At 61.8% G+C, this 24,538-nt stretch carries 25 protein-coding genes; 12 read left to right on the top strand and 13 right to left on the bottom strand.

Annotated elements, in window-relative coordinates:
• Positions 1-5: 5 nt before the first annotated feature.
• Complete coding sequence (locus Q1A32_RS20815; RefSeq protein WP_299657594.1) at positions 6-386, top strand: iron-sulfur cluster assembly accessory protein; 381 nt, start codon at positions 6-8, stop codon at positions 384-386.
• Between the two features lies 1 nt (position 387).
• Complete coding sequence (locus Q1A32_RS20810; RefSeq protein WP_299657592.1) at positions 388-711, top strand: TfoX/Sxy family protein; 324 nt, start codon at positions 388-390, stop codon at positions 709-711.
• A 16-nt stretch (positions 712-727) separates the two neighbouring features.
• On the opposite strand, the gene Q1A32_RS20805 is transcribed toward Q1A32_RS20810, so the two are convergent.
• Positions 728-1,633 (bottom strand): isopenicillin N synthase family oxygenase, encoded by a 906-nt coding sequence (locus Q1A32_RS20805; RefSeq protein WP_299657590.1) that lies wholly within the window; start codon positions 1,631-1,633, stop codon positions 728-730.
• A gap of 69 nt (positions 1,634-1,702) precedes the next feature.
• On the opposite strand from Q1A32_RS20805, the gene tpiA reads away from it, so the two are divergent.
• On the top strand, positions 1,703-2,443 hold the full coding sequence (gene tpiA / locus Q1A32_RS20800; RefSeq protein WP_299657588.1) for a triose-phosphate isomerase: 741 nt from the start codon (positions 1,703-1,705) through the stop codon (positions 2,441-2,443).
• 55 nt (positions 2,444-2,498) lie between these two features.
• Here the strand turns inward: tpiA and Q1A32_RS20795 are convergent, their stop codons facing one another.
• From Q1A32_RS20795 to Q1A32_RS20775, 5 genes are all read right to left on the bottom strand, one after another.
• Positions 2,499-4,037, bottom strand: a complete 1,539-nt coding sequence (locus Q1A32_RS20795) for a TRAP transporter large permease (protein ID WP_299657586.1) — start codon at positions 4,035-4,037, stop codon at positions 2,499-2,501.
• A gap of 4 nt (positions 4,038-4,041) precedes the next feature.
• The gene (locus Q1A32_RS20790; RefSeq protein WP_299657584.1) at positions 4,042-4,731 is read right to left on the bottom strand and encodes a TRAP transporter small permease; all 690 of its coding nucleotides are present in this window, start codon (positions 4,729-4,731) and stop codon (positions 4,042-4,044) included.
• A gap of 79 nt (positions 4,732-4,810) precedes the next feature.
• Entirely contained in the window at positions 4,811-5,815 is a 1,005-nt protein-coding gene (locus Q1A32_RS20785) for a DctP family TRAP transporter solute-binding subunit (protein ID WP_299614306.1), read from the bottom strand.
• Between the two features lie 269 nt (positions 5,816-6,084).
• Complete coding sequence (locus Q1A32_RS20780; protein ID WP_299657582.1) at positions 6,085-7,314, bottom strand: sigma-54 dependent transcriptional regulator; 1,230 nt, start codon at positions 7,312-7,314, stop codon at positions 6,085-6,087.
• Positions 7,311-9,038, bottom strand: coding sequence for an ATP-binding protein (locus Q1A32_RS20775; protein WP_299657580.1), 1,728 nt, complete (start codon positions 9,036-9,038; stop codon positions 7,311-7,313). The genes Q1A32_RS20780 and Q1A32_RS20775 overlap by 4 nt, the downstream gene beginning before the upstream one ends.
• Positions 9,039-9,104: 66 nt before the next feature.
• Between Q1A32_RS20775 and Q1A32_RS20770 the strand changes: the two genes are divergently transcribed.
• Positions 9,105-10,265, top strand: coding sequence for a cytochrome P450 (locus tag Q1A32_RS20770; protein ID WP_299657578.1), 1,161 nt, complete (start codon positions 9,105-9,107; stop codon positions 10,263-10,265).
• Between the two features lie 220 nt (positions 10,266-10,485).
• Here Q1A32_RS20770 and Q1A32_RS20765 read toward each other — a convergent pair whose 3' ends face one another.
• Positions 10,486-10,953 carry an Lrp/AsnC family transcriptional regulator gene (locus Q1A32_RS20765; protein WP_299657576.1) on the bottom strand — a complete coding sequence of 156 codons (468 nt, stop codon included), beginning with the start codon at positions 10,951-10,953 and terminating at the stop codon, positions 10,486-10,488.
• A gap of 140 nt (positions 10,954-11,093) precedes the next feature.
• Between Q1A32_RS20765 and cysG the strand changes: the two genes are divergently transcribed.
• The 6 genes from cysG (at position 11,094) to Q1A32_RS20735 (ending at position 16,607) form a co-directional block, all read left to right on the top strand.
• Positions 11,094-12,509, top strand: a complete 1,416-nt coding sequence (gene cysG / locus Q1A32_RS20760) for a siroheme synthase CysG (RefSeq protein ID WP_299657574.1) — start codon at positions 11,094-11,096, stop codon at positions 12,507-12,509.
• Complete coding sequence (locus Q1A32_RS20755) at positions 12,509-12,808, top strand: DUF2849 domain-containing protein (protein WP_299614300.1); 300 nt, start codon at positions 12,509-12,511, stop codon at positions 12,806-12,808. The genes cysG and Q1A32_RS20755 overlap by 1 nt, the downstream gene beginning before the upstream one ends.
• Entirely contained in the window at positions 12,808-14,472 is a 1,665-nt protein-coding gene (locus Q1A32_RS20750) for a nitrite/sulfite reductase (RefSeq protein ID WP_299657572.1), read from the top strand. Before Q1A32_RS20755 ends, Q1A32_RS20750 begins: the two co-directional genes overlap by 1 nt.
• Before the next feature lie 66 nt (positions 14,473-14,538).
• Positions 14,539-15,237, top strand: coding sequence for a phosphoadenylyl-sulfate reductase (locus tag Q1A32_RS20745; protein ID WP_299657639.1), 699 nt, complete (start codon positions 14,539-14,541; stop codon positions 15,235-15,237).
• Positions 15,234-15,644 carry a DUF934 domain-containing protein gene (locus Q1A32_RS20740; RefSeq protein WP_299614298.1) on the top strand — a complete coding sequence of 137 codons (411 nt, stop codon included), beginning with the start codon at positions 15,234-15,236 and terminating at the stop codon, positions 15,642-15,644. Before Q1A32_RS20745 ends, Q1A32_RS20740 begins: the two co-directional genes overlap by 4 nt.
• Before the next feature lie 111 nt (positions 15,645-15,755).
• Entirely contained in the window at positions 15,756-16,607 is an 852-nt protein-coding gene (locus tag Q1A32_RS20735; protein ID WP_299657570.1) for a ferredoxin--NADP reductase, read from the top strand.
• Positions 16,608-16,781: 174 nt separating this feature from the next.
• On the opposite strand, the gene Q1A32_RS20730 is transcribed toward Q1A32_RS20735, so the two are convergent.
• Both Q1A32_RS20730 and Q1A32_RS20725 read right to left on the bottom strand, forming a co-directional pair.
• Positions 16,782-17,420, bottom strand: coding sequence for a LysE family translocator (locus Q1A32_RS20730; RefSeq protein WP_299657568.1), 639 nt, complete (start codon positions 17,418-17,420; stop codon positions 16,782-16,784).
• 256 nt (positions 17,421-17,676) lie between these two features.
• A complete protein-coding gene (locus Q1A32_RS20725; protein ID WP_299657566.1) occupies positions 17,677-18,711 on the bottom strand; it encodes a translation initiation factor 3 in 1,035 nt (344 codons plus the stop codon).
• Positions 18,712-18,914: 203 nt separating this feature from the next.
• Here Q1A32_RS20725 and infC point away from each other — a divergent pair, with 203 nt between their 5' ends.
• Positions 18,915-19,463: a translation initiation factor IF-3 gene (gene infC / locus Q1A32_RS20720; protein WP_366141252.1), complete on the top strand. Its 549-nt coding sequence runs from the start codon at positions 18,915-18,917 to the stop codon at positions 19,461-19,463.
• 82 nt (positions 19,464-19,545) lie between these two features.
• Here infC and Q1A32_RS20715 read toward each other — a convergent pair whose 3' ends face one another.
• A complete protein-coding gene (locus Q1A32_RS20715; protein ID WP_299657564.1) occupies positions 19,546-19,920 on the bottom strand; it encodes a phasin family protein in 375 nt (124 codons plus the stop codon).
• A gap of 177 nt (positions 19,921-20,097) precedes the next feature.
• Between Q1A32_RS20715 and Q1A32_RS20710 the strand changes: the two genes are divergently transcribed.
• Positions 20,098-20,847, top strand: a complete 750-nt coding sequence (locus Q1A32_RS20710) for an SDR family NAD(P)-dependent oxidoreductase (RefSeq protein ID WP_299657562.1) — start codon at positions 20,098-20,100, stop codon at positions 20,845-20,847.
• On the opposite strand, the gene Q1A32_RS20705 is transcribed toward Q1A32_RS20710, so the two are convergent.
• The 3 genes from Q1A32_RS20705 to Q1A32_RS20695 form a co-directional block, all read right to left on the bottom strand.
• Entirely contained in the window at positions 20,844-21,278 is a 435-nt protein-coding gene (locus Q1A32_RS20705; RefSeq protein WP_299657560.1) for a hypothetical protein, read from the bottom strand. The genes Q1A32_RS20710 and Q1A32_RS20705 overlap by 4 nt on opposite strands.
• 2 nt (positions 21,279-21,280) lie before the next feature.
• Complete coding sequence (locus Q1A32_RS20700; RefSeq protein WP_299657559.1) at positions 21,281-22,072, bottom strand: xanthine dehydrogenase family protein subunit M; 792 nt, start codon at positions 22,070-22,072, stop codon at positions 21,281-21,283.
• A 92-nt stretch (positions 22,073-22,164) separates the two neighbouring features.
• Complete coding sequence (locus Q1A32_RS20695; RefSeq protein ID WP_299614290.1) at positions 22,165-24,528, bottom strand: xanthine dehydrogenase family protein molybdopterin-binding subunit; 2,364 nt, start codon at positions 24,526-24,528, stop codon at positions 22,165-22,167.
• Between the last annotated feature and the right edge of the window lie 10 nt (positions 24,529-24,538).

The following is a 24,538-nucleotide window of genomic DNA, read 5'->3' as shown; positions in this document are numbered from 1 at the left end:
TCCCCATGTTCTCGATCCCCGGCAAACAAGCCGTCAGCATCACCGCCCGCGCCGCCGCGCAAATCTCCAAACTGATGGAGAAAGAAGGCCATTCCGGCTTGCGCATCGGCGTCAAAAAGGGTGGCTGCGCAGGCATGGAGTACACCATGGAATACGTGGACGTGTCCGACCCCAATGACGAAACGGTGGAACAGGACGGCGCGCGAGTGATGATCGCCCCCATGGCGCAGATGTTCCTCTTCGGCACGGAAATCGACTACGAAACCTCGCTCTTGGAGTCTGGCTTCAAGTTCAACAATCCCAACGTGACGGATGCCTGCGGTTGCGGCGAGTCGATCTCGTTCAAGGATGTCGAAGCGCTCAGCGCCGAGCAGAACGCCCAGTAATATGGCCGTCAGCGCCGAAGAGATCGACCACGCGCTTGATCTCTTCGCGGGCCTCGGCCCCCTCACCACCCGCAAGATGTTCGGCGGCCTCTCGATCTATTGCGAGGGCACAATCTTTGCCATCCTGATGAGCGATGGCCGCCTCCTGCTCAAAGGCCAAGGCGCGATGCAGGACCGGTTCGATGCCATGGAGTTCGAGCGCTGGGACTACAAACGCAAGGACGGCAGCGCCACCTACATGCCCTACTGGTTTCTGCCCGACAGCGCCCAGGATGACGCGGACGAGGCCACGGCACTGGCGCGCGAAGCCCTAAACCACCTATGAGCTTCGCGCTGCAACCTTATGACTTTGCTTGTAAATGCACATAGGTTTCTTCGAACCGCGCAGACAGATGATCCCCCGCCAACATCACTTCATCCGACCCCTCCGGGGCCACATTCGTGTCATAGGTTGGATTGAAAAACAGCGGGATCGAAATCCGCTCCGCCGTTCCGCCCACAACCCTGTGCGGCGTGGCCTTCACCCGGCCTGCCGTCCAGAACTCCAGCATCTCACCAAAGTTGATGATGAACTCCCCCGGGGGTGCCGCTACAGGGATCCACCCGCCGCCACGCTTGCGCACCTCCAGCCCGGGCGATCCATCCGTGGCAAGCAAGGTCAAACACCCATAATCCGTATGGGTCGCAATCCCGAAGTCCTTGGCCCCGGCCCAATCGGGCCGCGCCGGATAAAAGTTGCCGCGCAAAAGCGCCATCGGTGTCTCAAACGCCCCGTCAAAATGCGTCGCATCCGCCCCGATGGCGCGCGCAATCGCCTTCAACAACCCCCGCGCCACATCCAACGCGTCGCTGTAATATGCTGTTATCACGGCCTTAAATGCCGGGTCCTTCGGCCACAGGTTCGGCGCATAAAACCGCTTGTCCCCAAGGGGATGGCCCTCGGGCAACTGAAATCCCACATCAAAGAACTGCTTGTAATCGGGGTTCGCCTCCGGATCGACCTGCTCTGATCCCGGCGCACCCCACCCGCGATTGGATCCGGTCCGCGCCATATCCACCGCCCGCTTCTCGGCCTCAGGCAAATGGAAAAACGCACGGTACGTGGCAATTGCCTCCTCCACCCGTTCAGCGGACAAAGTGGTGTTGTAAACGGTGGCAAAGCCCACCCCCGTCGCCGCCTCACCCAGCGCCGCAAGGCTCTCCTCATCCCCAGCCGCAAGGGCCGCCGCATCCAACCGTGGGATCATGTCACGCACTCCATCTTGGCGCAGCCCTACCGCGATGCTAGGACCAACGCAAACAGGGAAGGAAACGACATGCGGCGCAAACTGGCAGCAGGCAACTGGAAGATGAACGGCACACCCGAGATGCTGGCCGAACTCTCTACGCTCACCGGCGGCGAGGATGGCCCGCAAATCATCATCTGCCCCCCGGCGCCCCTACTCACGCGCGCCGCCGACGTCACGCTGGGCAGCCCGGTTGAAATCGGCGGTCAGGATTGCCACGAACACGACACCGGCGCGCATACCGGCGATGTGGCAGCCCCCATGCTCAAGGATGCTGGGGCCAGCGCGGTCATCGTCGGCCATTCCGAACGGCGCGCAGATCATGGCGAAAGCGACGCGCAGGTTCGCGCCAAGGCCGAAGCCGCGCGCGCGGCGGGCTTGACCGCGATCATCTGCATCGGCGAAAGCGAGGAAGAACGGCTCGGCCCCGACTGCCTTGATATCATTGCCGCACAGCTTGACGGCTCCGTCCCCGATGCAGCCACGGCAGACACCACCGTCATCGCCTACGAACCGATCTGGGCCATCGGCACAGGCCGCGTGCCCACCATGGAACAGATCGTGGAAACCCACGACATGATCCGCGAAAAACTCACCGCCCGCTTCGGCGACGAAGGCGCAACCATACGCGTGCTTTACGGTGGCTCTGTGAAACCCGCGAATGCTGCCGAAATCTTCGAGGCTGAGAACGTCGACGGTGCTCTCGTCGGCGGCGCGTCCCTCAAGGCCGCAGATTTCCAACCCATCATCGACGCGCTCGCCGCATCTTGATCGGCGGGTCGCAGGCCAAGAAAATTCGTACGAATTTTCTTGGCCGCACCCGAGGTTATTGCACGATTACCTCAGGTCCCATCATCAGCGTCGGCAACCAGATCGAGATGGCCGGGATATAGGTCACCATGATCAGGAACACGAACAGCACGGCCAGGAACGGCAGTGCTGCGCGCACCACCCGCATCATCGGCATGCCCGCCACGCCAGAGGTCACGAACAGGTTCAACCCCACGGGCGGCGTGATCATCCCGATCTCCATATTCACCACCATGATGATACCCAGATGAATGGGGTCGATCCCCAATTCGATGGCGATCGGGAACACAAGCGGAGCCACGATCACCAGCAGGCCCGACGGCTCCATGAACTGCCCGCCAATCAGCAGGATCACGTTCACGATAATCAGGAACACCACGGGGCCAAAGCCCGCGTCCAGCATGGCGGAGGCAATCTGCTGCGGGATCTGCTCATCCGTCAGTACATGCTTCAGGATCAATGCGTTGGCGATGATGAACATCAGTGTGACAGTCAGCTTGCCCGCCTCGAAAAACGCGTTCTTGGTATCACGGTGCACCAGCGCCAGCGGCATCTTGGCAAAGTCGGACGCAATGGACACCGGGTTCAGATCAAGCCCGCGCATCACCCGTTCGGCAACCGCACCAACGGCGGCCACTGCAAAGCCGATGAGGACAGAGGTGGTCAGGTCCAGACCACCCGCCAACAGCCAGATCAGGATGCCAATCGCCAATCCACCCATCAACGTAATACCGGTGAAGTTGCCCGCCCGAGGCGCGTTCTTCGCAAACGGCCCCATGTCGCGGTAGATGAAGCTGGCAATCAGGAACGAGTAGACAGCGGCGACCGCAGCGGCCTCTGTCGGGGTAAAGATACCCCCGTAAATGCCGCCCAGAATGATGATGATCAGAAACAGACCGCCCGACGCGGCCGCGGCGGAGGCCCCCACTTCCCCCCAGCCCAGCCAGTCGCCCTTGGGCAGATTCTTGATCTTCGCAATGGCGTAGATCGTGACCATCAACATAAAGCCCGCGAGCAGGCCCGGAATGACCCCCGCCAGGAACATCCGCCCGACGGAGACATCAACGGACGAGGCATAGACCACCATCACAATCGATGGCGGGATCAGGATGCCCAGCGTGCCCGCGTTGGCGATGACACCTGCGGCAAAATCCTTGGAATAACCCACCTGTTTCATGCCCGCGATCACGATGGACCCGATGGCCACCACAGTGGCAGGGCTGGACCCGGACAGGGCTGCAAACATCATGCAGGCGAACACGCCCGCGATGGCCAGACCACCGGGATAGTGGCCCACAACGGCGATGGAAAACCGGATGATCCGCTTGGCCACCCCGCCCGTCGACATGAAGGTCGAGGCAAGGATGAAGAACGGGATCGCCAGCAGCGTGTAGTGCCCCGCCATCGCCTGAAACAACGTCTGCGCGATGGAGGCGAGCGACGTGTCGCTTAGCACCAGCAAAAAGATGATTGAGGACATGCCAAGGCTGATCGCAATCGGCACCCCGATCAGCATCATCCCCACGACGAGGGCAAAGAGAATTGCAACTTCCATGATCTCAGTCCCCGGCGTTCATGTGTTTGACGTCTTCGACGGCGTCTTCGGCCTCATGGCTGACGATCAGGCTGGTGGAGGTGCCCTTCCAGATGCGGACAAACGCCTGGATGAAGCGGAACAAGAGCAACCCCATTCCAAAGGGCAGGATGGCGTATGGAATGAAGCGCGGGATCTTCTCGTATTCCTCGCCCTCGTTCATCAGCGGCTCGATCCAGTCGAGCCATGCGGGGTGCGGGATATCGACGGTTTCGTACCAGCCGCGGAAGGATGAGCGCTTCATCTCTTCGAACCCCGTGGGGAACCAGCGCCCGGTGGTCTGCGGCAGGTTGGCGAAGTTGGCCCAGTAGTCCCACGCGCCTTTGAAGACGAGGAAGGCGTAGCCGATGCAGATGGCCCCGGCGATCAATGCGATGACACGGCGCACGGGCGCGGAGAACAGGTTGATCACGGCATCCACGCCAAGATTGGCGGTGATCTTGACCGTGTAGGTGACGCCGAAAAGGACGAGCCAGGCGAACAGGAACGTCGTCAGCTCGAGCCCCCAGATCAGGCCGGTGTTGTAGCCGTAGCGCAGCACCACGTTGATGAAGGTTACGATGGTCATACCCGCCAGCAGCAAGGCGATGGCCGTCTCTTCGATCTCGTTGATCACACGGGAAAAACCCGTGCCCGGATCATAGCCTGATGACATGGACCTGCCCCCTTTTCGGGATAGTGTTTGTATTGGAAAAAAGGCCCGGCAGCGCGTGCCGCCGGGCCGGGTCGCTGCCTTAGTTGGTGGCAGCGTTGAACGCTTGGGCCGCGTCGATGTTGTCCTGGCCCACGTCATCCTTGAACTGGTCCCACACGGGGCTCATCACGGACACCCACTCGGCGCGCTGTTCCGGCGTCAGCTGGCGCACGGTGCCACCCGCGTCGATGATCGCCTGTTTGGCGGCCTCGTTCACGGTGAAAGCCTCGGTGTTGCGCGTTTCGGTCACTTCCTTGACGATTGTGCCCAACTGGTCGCGGACGTCGTCATCCAGCGCATCCCAGAAGTCGGTCGAGGTCACGACGAGGTAGTCGATGATGCCGTGGTTGGTTTCGGTGATGCCGTCCTGCACTTCAAAGAACTTGCGGCCGAAAATGTTGGACCATGTGTTTTCCTGACCATCCACAACACCCGTTTGCAGCGCGCCATAGACTTCCGAAAACGCCATGGGCTGGGGTGAGCCGCCGATGGCTGCCATCTGGGCTTTGAGCACGTCGGAGTTCTGGACGCGGAACTTCAGACCTTGGGCATCAGAGGGTGAGATCAGCGGCGTGTTGGCCGACATCTGCTTCATCCCGTTGTGCCAGAACGCGAGACCAAGCAGGCCGCGACGGGTCATGGATTCCTTCATCGCCTGACCGGTCTCGGACGCCTGGAAGGCGTCAACCGCGTCGATGTCCTTGAACATGAACGGCAGGTCGAAGATGCGGAATTGCTTGGTGAACTGCTCGAACTTCGACAGTGACGGGGCGGCCATTTGGACGTCGCCTTGCAGCAACGCTTCGAGCACTTGGTCGTCATTGTAGAGCGTGGAGTTGGGGAACACTTCCATGCAGGCGGTGCCGTTCATTTCTTCGTTCACGCGGTCTTGCAGCAGCGTGGCGGCGATGCCCTTGGGGTGACGGTCTGTGTTGGTCACGTGGCTGAACTTGATGACGATCTCGCCATCGTCACAGGCTGCGGATACGGCGCCCGCGCTCACGCTAAGCGTCAGCGCCACGGCTGCGGCGGTCAGGAATTTCATGGTCTGTCTCCTCCCAGAGATCTTTGGTTTTTGATGCGTCCCCGCGGGGACGTTTTTCATGTGTCCCCGCGGGGACAATGATTTTGATAAAACCAGACCGTACGGTGGGGTGCTTGTAAGGAATTTGGTAACGCGATTACATTTTCGAATAATATATTCTTATCAGAGACTTACGGACTTTTTCTTATGTTTCAGACATGTTGACATGTGACGGACTGTGCGAGATTCCGCACCGACCTGCGCAACACTGTGTGGATTTCCGCACAGTGTTAGCGTCGGTAGTCGTCGGCTCGAATCCCGTATTTCTTGAGCTTGTCGTAGAAGGTCTTGCGCGGGAGCCTCAGGGCCTCTGCCGCCGCCGAAGCATGTCCGTTTTGACGCCCCAAGGCGGCCACAAGCAAGGACCGTTCGACCCGCGCCATCTGTTCGGCCAACCCCAGATCGACCGCTTTTGACGCATCCTCGGGCATCCCCAGCACAAAGCGCATGGCCGCGCTCATCAGGGACCGGGCGTTGCCGGGCCAGTCCTGTGCCATGAGGGCAGCCATGTGATCGGGGGCGACTTCGGGGGCGGTTAGACCCGCCTGCTCTGCCGCCTGAGCGACGTAGTGGCGGAACAGGATCGGGATATCCTCGGGCCGTTCCCGCAAGGATGGGATGCGGATGGGGAACATTTCGATCTTGTAATAAAGATCGGCGTTCAGCGCACCGTCTTCCACTGCGGCCCCGAGATTGCGCGTGCTGCCAGCGATCAGACGGGGATCTGTGCCCGCCTCAAGCGCTTCGAGCAGAGCCAGTTGGCTGGCATGGGGAAGCTGCGTGATTTCGTCCAGAAAGAGGCTACCGCTTTTGGCCCGCTCCATGGCATCGGTCAGCGCGTTCGGGCGCAGATCAGCGGCGGCGCATTTGACGAAGGGGGCTTTGGACCGCAGGGACGACAGGTGGATCACCTCGGCCACTTTGGAGATGCCGCAGCCGGGCGCGCCTGTGACCAGCACTTCGGTCTCTAGCGGGGCCAGCAGGCGGACGCGATCGCGCAAGCCTTCGGCGAGGTCGGATTCGCCAAAGAGCATACGAGCCGCCGGATCGCCGCTTTCGACCAGTTGGCGCAGGCGGCGGTTTTCCAGCACCAGAGCGCGGGTTTTCAGAGCACGTTCAAGAACGTCCAGCAAGTCTCTGGGTGCGCAGGGTTTTTCGAGGAACCCGAAGGCGCCGTCCCGCATGGCTTGCACGGCCATGGGAATGTCGCCTTCGCCCGTGAGCAGGATCACCGGCAGGTCGGCGTCGACCTTGCGGGCATGGGCCAGCAGGTGAAAGCCGTCGCGTCCGGGCATGCGGATGTCCGAGACGATCACGCCGTCAAAGTCGCGGGTGATGTGGTCTTTGGCGACGATGAACGACCCCGCCGGGATCGGCTCATAATCGGCCAGTTCCAGCGTTTGCGCCAGCGCGTCGCGCACGGCGGCGTCGTCATCGACCAGAAGGACGCATGTCGTCATGCTGCGGCCTCTTGCGCCCAGGGCTGTAGCGTGACGGTGAAGATGGCGCCGTGCGGGCCGTTTTGCCCATGAATTTCGCCGCCGAACCCCTGGATGATCCCATAGGAGATGGACAGGCCCAGCCCCATCCCTTCGGACGCGCCGACCTCTTTGGTGGAATAGAACGGGTCGAACACGCGGTCGGGCGTTTCGATCCCGGGGCCGGTGTCTGAAATGGTGATGGAGGCTTGGTCCACCGTGATCGTGAGGGCGCGGGTGTCCTGCCCGGCCATGGCGTCCACGGCGTTGGAGATCAGGTTGACGAAGACCTGGCCCAGCCGCACTTCGCCCCCTGACACCCAGATGGGCGTATCGGGCAGCGTGAGGGTGAGCGCGACGTCTTCGTTGCGGATGCGCGGGGTGGTGAGTTCGACAGCACTTTGCACCACGGTGCGCAGGTCCACCCGCACGGCCGGTTCGCTTTCCTGCCGGGCAAAGGCGCGCAGGTTCTTGATGATGCGCCCCATGCGGCGGGCCATGTCGGCGATGCGGCTCAGATTGTCCTGGGTGCGCTCTGGTTTATCGCGCTCAAGAAAGGCTGCCGCGTTGTCGGCATAGGTCTGGATTGCCATGAGGGGTTGGTTGAGCTCGTGAGAGAGGCCCGCGCTCATCTGCCCCAAGGCAGAGAGTTTGCCCGCCTGAACAAGGTCGGCCTGCGCGCGCGCGAGGGCGGTTTGCGCCTCTTCGCGTTCTTCGGCTTCGCGCCTCAGCCTTGCGTTGGTGTCCGAGAGTTCGGCGGTGCGTTCGGTGACGCGAGCCTCAAGCTGGGCGTTGGCATCGGCCAAGGTGCGGCGGCGTTCGGTGGCCAGAAACAGCAGTGCACCAAAGGCGAGGCAGAGCCCGGCAACGGCGGCGGCCTGAAGCGTGGCAAGGCGGCGCGCCGGGGCCACATCCACCAGCGCCTCGCCCGTCATGCCGATGACGGGGAGTGGGCGGACAAGATGCAGCGCGTTTTGCGGCAGGTACGGCCCCCAGCCCAGTTGCCAGACCTCGTGCCGCCCGCGTTGGTAGCTGTCGAAGGGCAGTGCTGCGCCGTCTGCGGGCGTGAGGCCGGGGCCGGTTTCGGAGCGTTGCCAGTAGACGATTTCGGAGCGGTTGGTGATGAAAACGCGGTCGCGCGCGTCGGTGAAGAAGACCGCCGGGTTGGAGCCGACCCAGTCCCATTCGATGCCAGCGAGGTCGGCGGTGACGACCACGGTGCCTTTGACTTGCGCTTGGGCATCGAAGACGGGGGCGGCGTAGGCAAACACGCGGGTGCCTTGCGCCGTGCGCCCGTTGCCCCACCCCAGTGCGCCTTGGGCCGCGCGTGCGACCAGCGGTGCAATGTCGAGCCCCGGTTGGTCAGGCCGTGCGCTGGCGAGGATGGTGCCCGTGGCGTCTGTCAAGCGGATGTCTTGTGCTGCCGTTTTGTCGGCAATGTCGAGAAAGAGGATTTCGGTTTGAGTGATGTCTTCGCCCGCGAGGGCTGCGCTGACCTGCGGGTGGTCAGCCACCAACACGGCCAGTTCGCGGTAGCGTTGGAGTTGCCCGGTCAGCCGGTCGGAGGCGAGTGCGAGGTCGGATTGCCCTTGCCGCGCCAATTGGTCGAGCGCCTGGAAATAGCCGTAACGCCACACGCCTGCCGCTGCCGCCGCGACGAGGGCAACAAAGCCGAGAATGACGCTGATCCGTCTGAGATGTCCCATCGCGCGCACCCTATCTTCATGTGTTCGGGCTTGCCAAGCCGGGTGCGGATTGAGAGATGTGGGGCCATGTTGATCCAGTCCCCCCATGCGCCTGACTTTGTGCAGGATCCCTATGCGTTTTATGACCGCGCGCGGGCCGAGGGCCCGGTGCTGTATTGGCAGGACTATGGGATGCATGCGGCGTTTGATCATGCCACCGTGCATGCGTTGTTGCGCGATCGCCGCTTGGGCCGCGCCGTGCCGCGGCGTGGGGCGGCGCCCGCGCATCTCGCCGCGTTTGATGCGGTAGAGCGGTATTCATTGTTGGAGCTGGAGCCGCCCGAGCATACGCGGTTGCGGCGGTTGGTGCTGCATGCGTTCACGTCGCGCCGGATTGCTGGGCTGGAGGGGGATATTCGCAGCATTTGTTCGGAGGTGTTGGCTGGGTTGCCGGAGGGGCCGTTTGACCTGATCCCGACATATTGCCAGCTGGTGCCGGTGCGCGTGATTGCGCGGCTGCTGGGTGTGCCGGAGCAGATGGGGCCGGACCTGTTGCGCTGGTCCGGGGCGATGGTGGCGATGTATCAGGCAGGGCGCACGCGCGCCATTGAGGACGCGGCGAACACGGCCGCCGGTGAGTTTTCCGCGTTTTTGCGGAGGTATATCGAGGAGCGGCGCAGTGACCCGCGCGATGACCTGATCACCGAGCTGATTGCAGCGGAGGATGGGGGCGAGACCCTGAGCCGGGAGGAGATGATCGGAACGTGCGTGCTGCTATTGAATGCAGGTCACGAGGCGACGGTGCATTCGCTGGGCAACGCGGTGAAGGCGCTGGTCGCCTATGGCTCTGCCGAGGCGTTGGCACATCCGGAGCGGTGCGTGGAAGAGGTGATGCGGTTTGACCCGCCGCTGCATATGTTTACGCGGCATGTGTATGAGCCGATTGAGGTCGGTGGGCATGCCCTTGGCCCCGGCGACGAGATTGCGCTGATGCTGGGGGCTGCCGGGCTGGATCCGGCGGTGTTCAAGCGGCCCGATCAGTTTGACCCGACGCGCAAGAAGAATGCGCATGTGGCGTTTGGCGGAGGGCTGCATTTCTGCGTTGGGGCGCCGCTGGCAAGGCTCGAGATGCAAATTGCACTGCCGATGCTGTTCGAGGCGATGCCTGACCTCAAGATCGTGGAAAAGCCGACCTACGCCGACAGCTACCACTTCCACAAACTCGACCGGCTGATCGTCAGCCCGTGAGTCGGGACCGGGTCAAGGATCGCGCAGCGACGGCGCTTGCGCCGCTTGTCCTTGATGCGGGCGCGACTCACATCACCCTCGAACAGGTCTGTTTAGGACGCACCGCGCCCTAAACGACCTCTCAGCAGAAAACCCGAACCCATCAGACAACACATCGCCGGAAGCAATGCGTCGCCTTTCCGATTTCAGAATAAAACATGCGCGGTAGCGCGCAATTGGATCACGTCTCGATTGGCAGCATCGTGGTGGACTTGATCTCTTCCATCGACAAAAGCGCTGTGACGTTGTGCACCCGCACCTCCGAAATCAGCGCCTGATAAAACGCATCATAGGCGCGGGCGTTCTTCACGCGGACCTTCAGGATGTAATCGATGTCGCCTGCGAGCCTGTGCGCCTCCTGCACCTCGGGCCTGTCCCGCAGCGCCTTCAGAAAGCGGGCCTGCCAGTCGGCCTCGTGCTCAGACGTGCGGATCAGGACAAAGAAACAGGCCTCGAACCCCAGGGCTTCGGCATCGAGCACAACAGTCTGCTGACCGACCACGCCCGCATCGCGAAGTTTGCGAATCCGGTTCCATACGGGCGTCTTCGAGGACCCCACCGCCTTGGCGATATCGTCCAGGGACTGGCTGGCGTCGCGCTGCAGCTCGGCCAGAATTTTGCGATCCACGTCGTCGATGCGAACAGACATTCCAAAGCCCTCCAAATCGGGAAACAGGCGTTCTGCACCTGCACACAGGCAGAACAATCATCCTTATCTGCGCCGCTGTCTAGCGTCAAAGCGGGACAATTTCCTATATTAAGGGTCAGTTTTCGAGGATCGAGGCACAGATGAACCATTTCCCCATCTTCCTGAACACCGAAGGACGGCGGATCGTGCTGTCGGGCGGTGGCGATGCGGCGCTGGCGAAGCTGCGGCTGCTGATGAAGACAACGGCACATATCTCTGTCTTTGCGTCAGCCGCTGATGACCAGATCAAGGCATGGGCCGAGAGTGGCAAGCTGCGCCTGATCGAACGGGCGATGGAGCCGGGCGATGCGATGTGCGCCGCCCTGTTCTATGCCGCCGACGAGGATGCGGCAGAGGATAAGCGCACCGCCGCCATCGCCCATGCGGACGGCGCGCTGGTCAATATCGTCGACAATCTGGCCGACAGCCAGTTCATCACCCCCGCCATCGTGGACCGCGATCCTGTCACCGTTGCTATCGGCACCGAAGGGGCAGCACCTGTGCTGGCCCGCGCCATCAAGGCCGATCTGGAAGAACGCCTGCCAACGTCGCTGGGCACGCTGGCCCGCATCGGCAAGGCCTTCCGCAAGGCCGCCGATGCCCTGCCCTTTGGCCGCGCGCGCCGCGATTTCTGGCGCGATTACTATTTCAATGCCGGTCCCACGGCGTTTGCTGCAGGCGAAGGCGCCATTCAGCCCGCCCTGGATGACCTGCTGGCCGATCACTTGATGAAGGACACGCGCAAGGGTCATGTGGCCTTTGTCGGCGCGGGTCCTGGCGATCCGGAACTGCTGACCCTGAAAGCCCGCAAGGCGTTGGATGAGGCGGATGTGGTGATCTTTGACCGCCTGATTTCCAAGGAAATTCTGGAACTGGCGCGCCGCGAGGCGACCATGATTGATGTGGGCAAGGAGGCCTTTGGCCCCTCGACCCCGCAAGAGACCATCAATGACCTGATCGTGGAACATGGGTTGAAAGGCGCGCAAGTGGTGCGTTTGAAATCCGGCGATGCCACCGTCTTTGGCCGTCTGGATGAGGAAATCGAGGCTGTGACCGAGGCGGGCTTGGACTATCACATCGTGCCGGGCATCACGGCGGCCTCTGCCGCTGTGGCGTCGATTGGTCAATCGCTGACGCGCCGAGGCCGGAACTCTTCCGTGCGCTTCCTGACCGGTCACGACACGCGCGGCTTTGCCGATCACGACTGGAAGGCGCTGGCGCAGCCCGGCGAGGTCGCTGCCATCTACATGGGCAAGAAATCCGCCCGTTTCATCCAAGGCCGCCTGATGATGCACGGCATTGATCCGGCGACGCCCGTGACCTTTGTCGAAAACGCCAGCCGCGCGGATCAGCAGGTTCTGTCCACCACCGTGGCCGAGATGGAGCCGACCTTGACCGAGGCCGGTCTTGGCGGCCCTGCCCTGACCTTCATTGGCCTTGCACCCCGTGCCGCACTGGCCGCCCTTCCCGAGATCCCAATGCCCCACATGCACGACCAAATTCAGGAGGCGCACTGATGCCCAAGGCGTTCACACCCAAAGTTGTCACCGCCAATCACCTTCTGGCCGGCGACGTGATCTATCAAACCGCAACCGGCTGGACACGGCGGCTGGATGAGGCCGAAGTGCTGACCGACGAGGCCGATGCCGACCTGCGCCTGATCGAAGCCTCGCAACAAACAGACGAAGTTGTGGGCGCCTATCTGGCCGATGTGACCGTGACCGATGGCGTGCCCGCGCCCACCCATTTCCGCGAGGACTTCCGCGCGACGGGGCCTTCCAACTACGCCCATGGCAAGCAAGTGGAGCATGTGTGATGTACAGCTATTCCGAGTTCGACACCGCCTTTCTGGCCGAGCGGAACGCGCAGTTCCGTCAGCAGGTAGAACGCCGCATCTCCGGCGCGTTGACCGAGGACGAGTTCAAGCCGTTGCGCCTGATGAACGGCCTGTACCTGCAATTGCACGCCTATATGCTGCGCGTGGCGATCCCCTATGGCACGCTGTCTGGTGCCAAGATGCGCAAGCTGGCCGACATCGCAGAGCGGTGGGACAAGGGCTATGGCCACTTCACCACGCGCCAGAACATCCAGTACAACTGGCCTGCGTTGAAAGACGTGCCCGATATGCTGGACGCGCTGGCCGAGGCGGGGATGCACGCCATCCAGACCTCCGGCAACACGATCCGCAACGTGACGGCAGACCATTTTGCGGGGGCTGCGGCGGACGAGATTGCCGATCCGCGCCCGGTGGCTGAATTGCTGCGCCAGTGGTCCACGGATCACCCGGAATTCCAGTTCATGCCGCGCAAGTTCAAGATTGCGATTACCGGGTCCCCGAATGACCGTGCGGTAACGAAGGCGCATGACATCGGCATCCGCATGGTCGAGCGGGATGGTGCCAAGGGCTATGAGATCATCGTCGGTGGCGGCCTTGGTCGGACACCCATGATTGGCAAGGTGATCAACGACTTCCTGCCCGAAGCGGACCTGCTGCCCTACCTTGAAGCCGTTGTCAGCGTATGGAACCAGATCGGGCGGCGCGACAACAAGTACAAGGCGCGGATCAAGATCACGGTGCACGAGCACGGCATCGACGAAATCCGCCGCCTGGTCGAGGACCGTTTTGTCGAGACGCGCGAGGCGTTTTCGGGTGTGGATGTACAGATGCTGCGCGAGATCGAAGGCCACTTTGCCCCACCCGCGTTCGTGCAGGCGGACACGGCCCCCTACACCCGCGCGCTGGAGACCTACCCCGCCTTCCGCGCCTGGACCGACACCAATGTGACCGAGCACCGCGATGCGGACCACGCCATCGTCACCATCAGCCTGAAGAAACACGGGGCAACGCCGGGTGATGCGTCGGCTGCGCAGATGCGCCTGATTGCGAACCTGGCCGAGACCTACGGCTATGACGAGATCCGCATCAGCCACGAGCAGAACGTGATCCTGCCGCATGTGCACAAGGCGTCGCTGCCGTCGATCTATTCGGCCCTGCAGGCTGAAGGGCTGGCGACCGCCAACATTGGCCTGATCAGCGACATCATCGCTTGCCCTGGCATGGACTACTGCGCGCTGGCGACCGCCCGGTCGATCCCGATTGCGCAAGAGATTGCAACGGCATTTAACGACCTCAAGCGCGAGCACGATATCGGCCAGCTGAAGATCAAGATCTCGGGCTGCATCAACGCCTGCGGACACCACCATGTGGGCCATATCGGCATCCTCGGCCTCGACCGGGCGGGTGTGGAGAACTACCAGATCACGCTGGGCGGCGATCACACTGAAACGGCGGCCGTGGGCGACCGGGTGGGCCCCGGCTTCTCGGCGGACGAGGTCGTGCCGGCCATCGAGCGGATCGTCGACACCTATCTGGATCTGCGCACGGACGAGGGTGAGGCGTTCATCGACACCTACCGCCGCACGGGCCTTGGCCCCTTCAAGGCAGCGCTTTACCCCGAAACTAAGGTCGCAGCGGAGTAATATCCCATGCTTCATCTTGCCCGAAAAACTCCCCCCGGAGGGCTCGCCCGCCCCGAGGCCTCCGTGATGGTCAGCGCGCTGAATGCGCAACTGACCCATCACGGTGCCACGGACGTGCTACGGGCCGCTTTTGAGGCTGTGCCGGACGCAGCACTTGTGTCCAGCTTTGGCGCGGAATCGGTGGTGCTGCTGCACCTCGCAGCAATGGTGAAACGGGACGTGCCGGTGATATTCATCGACACGGAGATGCTCTTTGCCGAAACGCTGGTCTACCAGCTGGAGTTGGCGGAACGGCTGCGCCTCAGCAATGTCCGCATCATCCGCGCAGACGATGCAGAGGCGCGAGACCCCAGCCGGAGCCTGCACCGGCGCAATGTCGATGCCTGCTGTGCGCTGCGTAAAGTCGCGCCGCTGCGCCGCGCGCTGGAAGGTCACAGCGGCTGGATCACGGGGCGCAAACGGTATCAGTCCGGAACACGCGCCGACCTTGAGTTTTTCGAGGTCGAGGACGCCACGGGCAAGATCAAGGTGAACCCGCTGGCGCGCTGGTCGCGCGCGGACATCACCGAATACATGGAAGAGAACCGCCTGCCCCGGCACCCGCTGGTGGCCCAAGGGTATCCCAGCATTGGATGCGCGCCCTGCACGTCCAAGGTGGCGGACGGAGAAGACCCGCGCGCGGGGCGCTGGCGGGATCAGGACAAGGACGAATGTGGGATCCACTTCGTTGATGGAAAACTCGTGAGAGCAGGACAAGACACATGACAATTGTTGTGACCGATCAGGGCTTTGGCCCGGACACTTGGGACCGGGGTTATGCCCCTCTGGGGGAAGCGGCGAATGATGCAGCCGCACTGGATGTGCCGAGCGACGCGGACCCCGACCAGATCCCGCTGAACGCCGACATCATCCGCGTGGATTTCCCCAGCTTCGCCGATGGCCGTGGGTTCACCATTGCGCGGATGCTGCGCCTGCGTGGGTTTCAGGGGCGATTGCGGGCCAAGGGGCATGTGATCTCGGATCAGTATGCCATGGCGCGGCGGTCCGGCTTTGATGAGGTCGAGATCAGCCAGGCACTGGCCGCCCGTCAGCCCGAGGATCAGTGGCAGTTCCGCAGCGATTGGCAGAGCCATGATTATCAGGCGCGGCTGCGTGGAAACTCCAATCACTGAGCGCGCCATCCACTGACCTAGATCAAGGCGCGCGACCTTTCGCGCCCTTACCAAACCACAAAATCCTTCCCAAATGGAGAGGCGCAGGTGTAAGCCTGCGTTGACATATTCATGACCGAGCAAACACCCGTGAACGAGACAACCGCCGTAAAAGCGACCCCCACCCTGCCCGATGCGCAAACCGTGACCGAGATCGAGCATTATACGGATCGCCTGTTCCGCTTCCGCTGCACGCGGCCTGCGTCCTTGCGCTTCCGGTCGGGTGAGTTTGTGATGATCGGCCTGATGGGCGATCCGCATCCCGAGACAGGCAAGCAGAAGCCGCTGCTGCGCGCCTACTCCATCGCGTCGCCAAGCTGGGACGAGGAACTGGAGTTCTACTCCATCAAGGTGCAGGACGGTCCGCTCACGTCGAAATTGCAGCACATCCAGCCCGGCGACGAGATCATCCTGCGTCCCAAGCCTGTGGGCACGCTGGTCCATGACGCGCTGCTGCCGGGCAAGCGCATCTGGTTTTTTGCGACGGGAACCGGCTTTGCGCCGTTCGCGAGCCTTCTGCGCGAGCCGCAGACCTATGAGGATTATGACGAGATCATCATCACCCATACCTGCCGTGAAGTGGGTGAGTTGACCTATGGCCGCGATCTGATCGAAAGCCTCAAGAGCGACGAGTTGTTGAACGAGGTGATCGGTGAAGGGTTCTGGAAGAAGATCAAGTATTACCCCACCACCACCCGCGAAGAGAGCCCGAAGATGGGCCGCATCACCGATTTGATGAAATCGGGCGAGGCCTTTGCCGATCTGGGGGTCGAGCCGCTGAACCCCGAGAGTGATCGGGCGATGATCTGCGGCAACCTGGCCTTCAACCTCGAACTCAAGGAGATGTTCGAGGAATACGGGCTGGAGGAAGGTGCCAATTCCAAGCCCGCGCATTACGTGGTGGAAAAAGCGTTTCTGGACTAGCCCACTCAAGTCAGTCCGGGCAAGAACGAAGGCGCGCGCTGCGCCGTGACGACTTATTTGTCCGGCTGAAGGCGTGATCGCTGTGTCCGCTTTGCGGGATTAGCTGACTTTTGCTGCCGCTAAGCGAATGTTTGGTTCGGCAAACTCAGTCCAGCATATTCCGTGTCGCTGACCCTAAGCTCTAGTTGTCACCAACTTGTAGCTCGCAAAGCAGAAAAACATCCCTAACCCTGTCTCGATCCACCGCCGGGCTCTCGTGAAACCTGCCACCATGGGTTTAGTTGAGAAGGCGAGTGCGTATGCCATGTGGCCGCCGAACGAAATGAAGCCTGTGCCCAACACGATTATGCCGCCAATCCACCATGGAGAGTCGGGAGATAAACCAAGCGAAATCGTCGCGGTCCAAGTCAGCGCGGCCTTTGGATTGGTCATTTGGATGAGTAGGCCCCGGCGATAGTAGGCGCTGGCACCCCCATTCAGCGAAAGAGCCTTGGCTGTGAGATCGCGCTGCGACATTGCTGATCTGAAGGATTTGAAAGCCAGCCAGAGCAAGTAAGCAGCGCCAGCAATTTTGATGATGGTCATGAGTGAGGCGTAAGCGACCAAAACGGTTGTCAGACCGCCCCAAGCGAGCAAACCCCAGATCAAAGAACCTGATGCTATGCCCAAAGCCAAGGATTTACCGGCATCTCGTCCGACGCCCATCGAAGTACCCATGATCGATAGAATATTGGGGCCAGGACTGAACATGCCCATCACGAAAACGCCGTATGCGATAAGGATGCCTGGCAAGGCGATTATGAGAGCTTCCATAGGTCCATTCCGTCTAACTGGCTACATCGTCACTATCCGCGACCGATCCCACCGGATCAACCTCGTTCCCGCACCCTGCTGCCTATGCCGACATTGGTGCAGGACGCAGCATCCGGTACTCTGGGCTCAATCCTGACTTTCAGTAGTTGTCCCTTTTACACCCCCTGTTGAACCGCGCGGCAAGACCCAGCGATCACAAAAAAGCCGCGCCCACGGTGATCGGGGCGCGGCTTCGTCGTCAAAAAAAGCGGATGGATCAGAGGCCCATCGCCGATTTCAGTTGGTCCAGCAGACCCGAAAGTACTTCGGGGTTGTTCTGGGCTTGCTCGATCCCCGCTTTGAGCGTGGTTTTCTGCACAACGCTCAGCGCTTCGGAATTGTCGATCATCTCGGACACCTTGTCGAAGTCGAACCCATCGACGGTCAGCAGGTCGGCAACGCCACCTGCATCTGTGGCCTCTTCTGTACCTTCGGCGGCAGTTTCGGCGGCTTCATCCACGGCATCGGCTGCTGTGGTGTCGGTGGCTTCGGTTGTCGCGTCTGTCGCTTCGGCCGCGCTGTCGGCGGCTTCGGTGGCTGTGTCTGCTGCGGCGTCGCCCGCATCTGAGGCGGCGTCCGTCGCTGCGTCCGCAGTGTCGGTGGCGGCGTCCACCGCTTCGGTGGTGGCTTCGGCTGCATCTGTTGCGGCGTCTGCTGTTGCATCTGCGGCGTCAGTTGCGGCGTCCGCCGTCGCTTCGGCAGCGTCGGTGGTGGCGTCTGCGGCATCCGAAGCAGCCTCGGCTGTCGCGTCGGCGGCATCTGTGGCTGTTTCTGTCGCGGCGTCCGCAGCGTCAGAGGCCGTGTCCGTTGCTGCATCTACGGCATCGTCCGTGGCGTCCGTCACTGCATCTGCGGCATCGTTTGCCGTGCCGGTTGCGGCATCTACCGCGTCACCTGCAGCGTCGGTTGCATCCTCGGCCAGCGATTGAACGCCATCGACAGCGTCGCTGACGGCATCAGCGGCGCCATCAACCACTTGCTCGGCGGTGTCAGCGACTGCGTCTGCAGCACCTTCGACGGCTTCCACGGCCGCTTCGCCTGCGTCTGCGGCAGCTTCGGCGGCGTCGGTTACAACCTCTTCGGTGACGTCGACCGCATCGCCCACAGCGTCGCTGGCGCTTTCCAGCGCTTCCGGCGCGTTGACGGCGTCAGCGGCCTCGGTGATGGCCTCTTGCGGCGTCTGACCGGAATAGAGCAGATAGGCCCCGCCCGCGATCACGACCGCCACAACGATCCAAATCAGATTTTTCATAAACACGTCCTTTTGCTGTCGTTGCGATCAACCCCCGGGCCGCAACTTTGGTTCCGCGTGTCAGATGCGCGGCAAGAAAGAAAGGTTCAAGGGGGAAATTCGCAGTTTTCGGCGCAGGATGGCCGATTCACGGGGTTGAAGAAAACCGGACCAAAGGCTACCTTCTGCCCTCATAATTTTGGAACGATCAAAGGACGACCACCATCGCTCGCAGACCCCACAACGCGCCGCCCCAGAGAGACACCGGCCCGCGCGTCAACGACAAGATCCGTGCAAATGAAATCCGCCTGATTGGCGCCGACGGCGAAAATGTCGGTGTTGTCACCCCCGCCCGCGCCATGGATATGGCCGACGATGCGGGCCTGGACCTGGTCGAAATCTCGCCCAATGCCAGCCCGCCCGTGTGCAAGATCATGGATTTCGGCAAGTTCAAATATGAACAGCAAAAGCGCGAGAGCGAAGCCCGCAAGAAACAGAAGATCATCGAGATCAAAGAGGTCAAGTTCCGTCCGAATACGGACATCAACGACTATGACGTCAAGATGCGCAACGTCTTCAAGTTCCTTGAGAATGGCGACAAGGTGAAGGTGACCCTGCGCTTTCGTGGCCGCGAGATGGCGCACCAGAACCTTGGTCGCGAGTTGCTGGAACGGGTGGCCGACGACACCAAGGACCATGGCAAGGTCGAAAACTTTCCTAAGATGGAAGGCCGCCAGATGGTCATGCTGATCGGACCGCTTCCGCAGAAGTGAGTACGCAGCACAATACGGAATGACGAAGGGCGCCTGCGTTTGCGGCGCCCTTTCCTGTTCACATAGCGGGGCTGGGCCGATCTCAGACGTTTACATTGTCCGCCAGGTCATCGTCGCTGTCGTCTTCCGACGCCTCGAACAGTCTTGAGCTGAGTTCGATCATCTTGCCCGTCTCAGCCGAATACTGATCCAGCGCATTCTGAAGGAACGTCATTTGCACATGCTGCACGTCCGCCGGTGTCTTGGCATGCAGAAGCGAATGCTGCAGCGCCACATCCTCGCGCACCCGCTCGGCCACGAAAGTCATCCACTCCGCACCCATGTCGCTCATGCGTTCAATTGTCGGCGCTCCGAACCAGTTCAGCGCGCCCAAGCTTGCCGCTTGCCAGTTGGCCATGGCGTCGATCATCGTGCCGGTGGCATCGGGTGGACGCTTGGTGTCGGTTGATTTGGCCATGATGTGTCTCCTCCGCTGGCAGGGGTATAGTAGCACGCGCGCCGCACTTCTTCTTGGATCGTGCGCAAGTGGCATCTGCCCCGGCGGCGCATTGCTTACTTTGCAGGCACGTGCCGTCGTCTTGACCTTCGGGCAGCGACACCGGACAAGGAGCATGCTCCAAACAACAGGTGATCCATGTCCAGTTTCGCACGTTATCCAAGCCTGACAGACGCCCCTGTTCTGATCACCGGTGGTGCGTCCGGTATCGGGCGGTTGACGGTCGAAGCCTTTGCCGATCAGGGGGCGAGGGTTGCCTTTCTGGACCGGGATGCGACGGCGGCTGCCGAAGTCAGCGCCGCCACCGGTGCCGCGCATGCCCTGTGCGACCTGCGGGACATCCCAGCCACCCGCGAGGCGATTTCAGAGCTTGCGGGTCGGGTTGGTGCCTTCACCGTGCTGGTCAACAACGCCGCGCGCGATGACCGCCACAACTGGCAGGATGTAACGCCCGAATACTGGGATGAGCGGATGCAAACCAACCTGCGTCACATGTTCTTTGCCATCCAGTCTGTCGCACCCGGTATGATTGACGCCGGCGGTGGGTCCATCATCAACCTGGGCTCCAATTCCTGGTGGGAGGCCGGTGGCGGCTTTCCGGCCTACGCCACGGCCAAGGCTGCGGTGCATGGCCTGACCCGCACCATGGCGCGCGATCTGGGCGATCACCGCATCCGCGTAAACACGGTTGTGCCCGGCTGGATCATGACGGACCGTCAAAAAGAGCTGTGGGCCACGCCGGAGGCGTTGGAAGCTCACCGGGCACGGCAGTGTCTGCCAGACCTGATCGACCCGGTCTATGTCGCGCGGATGGTGCTTTGGCTGGCCTCGGCGGACAGCGCAATGTGCACGGCGAACAACTTCATGATCGAAGCGGGTTCTATCTAGCGCAAGCGGACCCCGGCCGCCCGAGCGGCATTGAAGAGATCGCGCAGATGTCCGAACTCTGCCACCACGGCGCAGCGCGCGCGATCCACGTCTGCGCTGTAGCGTGCCATGCACAACGTGTTTGACGCATCGCGCGGTGTGTCCACACGCAGCCGCTCTTCCAGTTCCGTGGCACCCGTTTGCAGCGCTTCGGACAGATCCCGAAAACACGTCACTGCGGGGCCGCTTTCTGGTCCTTCGCACAACGCTATTGCCAAGGTCAGGCACTGGCTTTGCATCGGGGCACGCATGGCGTCATCCAACGTGTCAACGGCGATAGCACAGCCTACAATATCGGCCCGCACCAGCGGTGTGCTTTGGCCATGCACGCCGCCTGCAAAAACCAAAAGGGCCGCCATCAGGCAGCCCTTGGTCAGTGTTTCGAACGCCATCGTCACACCGCTGCGGCAACTGCCCGCTTGGTCATCACACCGCAAAGATGTGCGCGGTAGTCGCCGGTGCCGTGCAGGTCGCTGATCATGTCATCGCCGCTCAGCGACAGCCCGTCGATGGCGTCGGCGGAGAAGTTGGAAGACAGTGCGGCTTCCGCCTCTGTCCAGCGGAACACACCGTCATTGCTGGCCCCGGTGATGGCCACGCGCACACCGTCGGCATATTTTGCAACGAACACACCCACCAGTGCAAAGCGCGAAGCGGGCTGCACGAATTTCTGATAGTTGGCTTTCTCCGGCACGGGGAAGCGCACTTCGGTGATGATCTCACCTTCGTCCAGCGCGGTGGTGAACATGCCCTGAAAATAGTCATCCGCCGCGATCTCGCGGGTGTTGGTCTTGATCGTGGCACCGGATGCCAATGCGGCAGCAGGGTAGCACGCCGAAGGGTCGTTGTTGGCAAGGCTGCCACCGATCGTGCCGCGATTGCGCACCGCCGGATCCCCGATATGGGACGCGGTGGCTGCAAGTGCCGGATAGTTTCCGGCCTCTGCCGCGACGGTGGCGTGCGTGGTTGCGCCACCGATGCAAACCGACCCGTCGTCGCCTTTGCAGACGCCCTGCATCTCATCGATACCGGCGACACTCACCAGCTTTTCGGGGCTGGCCAAACGCTGCTTCAACGTCGGGATCAGGGTCTGACCGCCACCCAATGGCTGGCTTTCCGTACTGTCTGATAGTTCCTTGACCGCATCCGCAATCCGGCTGGGTCTTACGACATCAAAATTATACATCTCTTGTCCTTTCCATCGGCAAAACGATCCTCTTCATCTTGCCAGATAAACTTCGGGGGTCCGGGGGCTGGCCCCCGTCCCGCATTCTCAACTCAGCCGTTCATCGCCGCCCAGACACGATCAGGCGACAGGGGCATGTCCACATGGGTCACGTCCTTGCCCGCCGATTGCAGGGCATCCACCACGGCGTTGACCACCGCAGGGGGCGAGCCAATCGCGCCCGCTTCGCCACAGCCTTTCACACCCAACGGATTGTGCGTGCAGGGCGTCTGGCTGGAGTGATCGACCGAGAACATCGGCAGATCGTCCGCGCGGGGCATGGCGTAGTCCATGTAGGACGCGCTGAGCAGCTGGCCGTTGTCGTCGTAGGCGCAGTTTTCCAGCAGCGCCTGCCCAATCCCCTGAGCAATGCCGCCATGGACCTGACCTGTCACGATCATCGGGTTGATGATGTTGCCGAAGTCATCGGCGGCCGCAAACCGTTCGATGGTCACTTTGCCGGTGTCTGGATCCACTTCAACTTCACAGGCATAAGCCCCTGATGGGTATGTGAAATTCGATGGATCGTAGAAGGCCGTTTCCTCAAGCCCCGGCTCGATATCCTCAAGCGGGTAGTTGTGGGGCACGTAGGCCGCAAGGGTGACATCCCCCCACGCGACCGACTTATCGGTGCCTGCAACAGAGAACGCGCCGTCCTTCAGCTCGATATCCGCCTCGGAGGCTTCGAGCAGGTGAGATGCGATCTTCTTGGCCTTGTTGATGATCTTCTCGGTCGCGCGGACCATGGCCGATCCGCCCACCGCGATGGAGCGGGAGCCGTAGGTGCCCATGCCCATCGGCGTGTTGGCGGTGTCGCCATGCACGATCTCGATCATGTTTTCGTCGATGCCGATCATCTCGGCCACAACTTGCGCGAACGATGTCTCGTGCCCCTGCCCGTGGCTGTGCGAACCGGTCATGACAACCAGACCACCTGTGGCATTCACACGGACGGTGGCGCTCTCGTAAAGCCCGGCCCGTGCACCCAACTGCCCAACAAGGTTCGACGGCGCAATACCGCAGGCCTCAATATAGCAGTTCACGCCCAGACCACGCAGCTTGCCGTTCTTTTCGCTTTCCGCACGGCGCGCCGCGAAGCCGGAGAAATCGCCCATCTCTTCGAGCTTGTCCATCGTGCCATGGTAGTCGCCAGTGTCGTATTCGACAGCGACGGGCGTGGCATAGGGGAACTCGGTGATGAAGTTCTGGCGGCGCAGCGCGATGGGATCGACGCCCAGTTCACGCGCCGCCTTGTCCACCACCCGCTCCAGCTGGAACGTCGCCTCGGGGCGGCCTGCCCCGCGATAGGCATCGACTGGCACAGTGTTGGTGAACACCGCTTTGACATTCACATAGATCAGCGGAGTCTTGTAGTTCCCGGCCATCAGGGTGCCGTGCAGCCATGTGGGCACGCTTGGTGCAAAGGTCGACAGGTACGCACCCATATTGGCATGGGTTTCGGTGCGCAACGCGGTGAAGTTGTTGTCTGCGTCCAGTGCCAGTTCGATCTTGGTCACGTGGTCGCGGCCATGGGCGTCCGAGATGAACGCCTCGGACCGGCTTGATGTCCATTTGACCGGACGGTTGCAGGCCTTGGCGGCGAATGTGCAGAATGCTTCTTCCTGATAATGGAAGATCTTGGTGCCGAAACCGCCGCCCACATCGGGGGCCACAACGCGCAGCTTGTGTTCGGGGATACCAAGCACGAACGCACCCATCAGCAGCCGGATCACATGCGGGTTCTGCGAGGTGGTGTAGAGCGTGCTTTCGTCCGTGCCGCGGGCATAGTCACCCACCGCCACGCGCGGTTCCATCGGGTTGGCGACAAGGCGGTTGTTGACCAGTTCAAGCGATGTGACGTGGGCCGCATCCTCGAACGCCTTGGTCACGGCGTCCTTGTTCTCTTCGACAAAGCCCCAGTCGTAGCAGAGGTTGTTGTTGAGATCGTCGTGCACCTTGGTTGCGCCGTCCTTGAGCGCGTCTTTCATGTCGACAACGGCGGGCAGTTCGTCGATGTCGAGCACGATGGCTTCGGCCGCATCGCGCGCCTGTTCGGGACTGTCGGCCACAACGGCTGCGACGGGTTCACCCACATGCCGGACCTTGCCTTGGGCAAGGATCGGGTGGGCGGGTTCCTGCATCACTTCGCCGTGGCGGTCCGTGACCTGCCAGCCGCAAGGAATTGTGCCGACCCCTTCGAAATCCGTTCCGGTAAAGACGCGCACCACGCCCGGCATGCCTGCCGCCGCAGCGGTGTCGATGCTCTTGATCGTACCGTGCGCAATGTCGGAGCGCAGAAAATGCACGTAAGCCTGACCACGCAGGTTGATGTCGTCGGTGTAGTTGCCTTCACCCGTCAAAAATCGAATGTCTTCGCGCCGTTTGCTGCTGGCGCCGATGCCTCCGTCTTTTGGCATGATTGTATTC

The organism is uncultured Tateyamaria sp. (assembly GCF_947503415.1).
Classification (GTDB): domain Bacteria; phylum Pseudomonadota; class Alphaproteobacteria; order Rhodobacterales; family Rhodobacteraceae; genus Tateyamaria.
The sequence above is the reverse complement of the archived record's forward strand: the minus strand, read 5'-3'. Positions and strand labels throughout refer to the sequence as shown.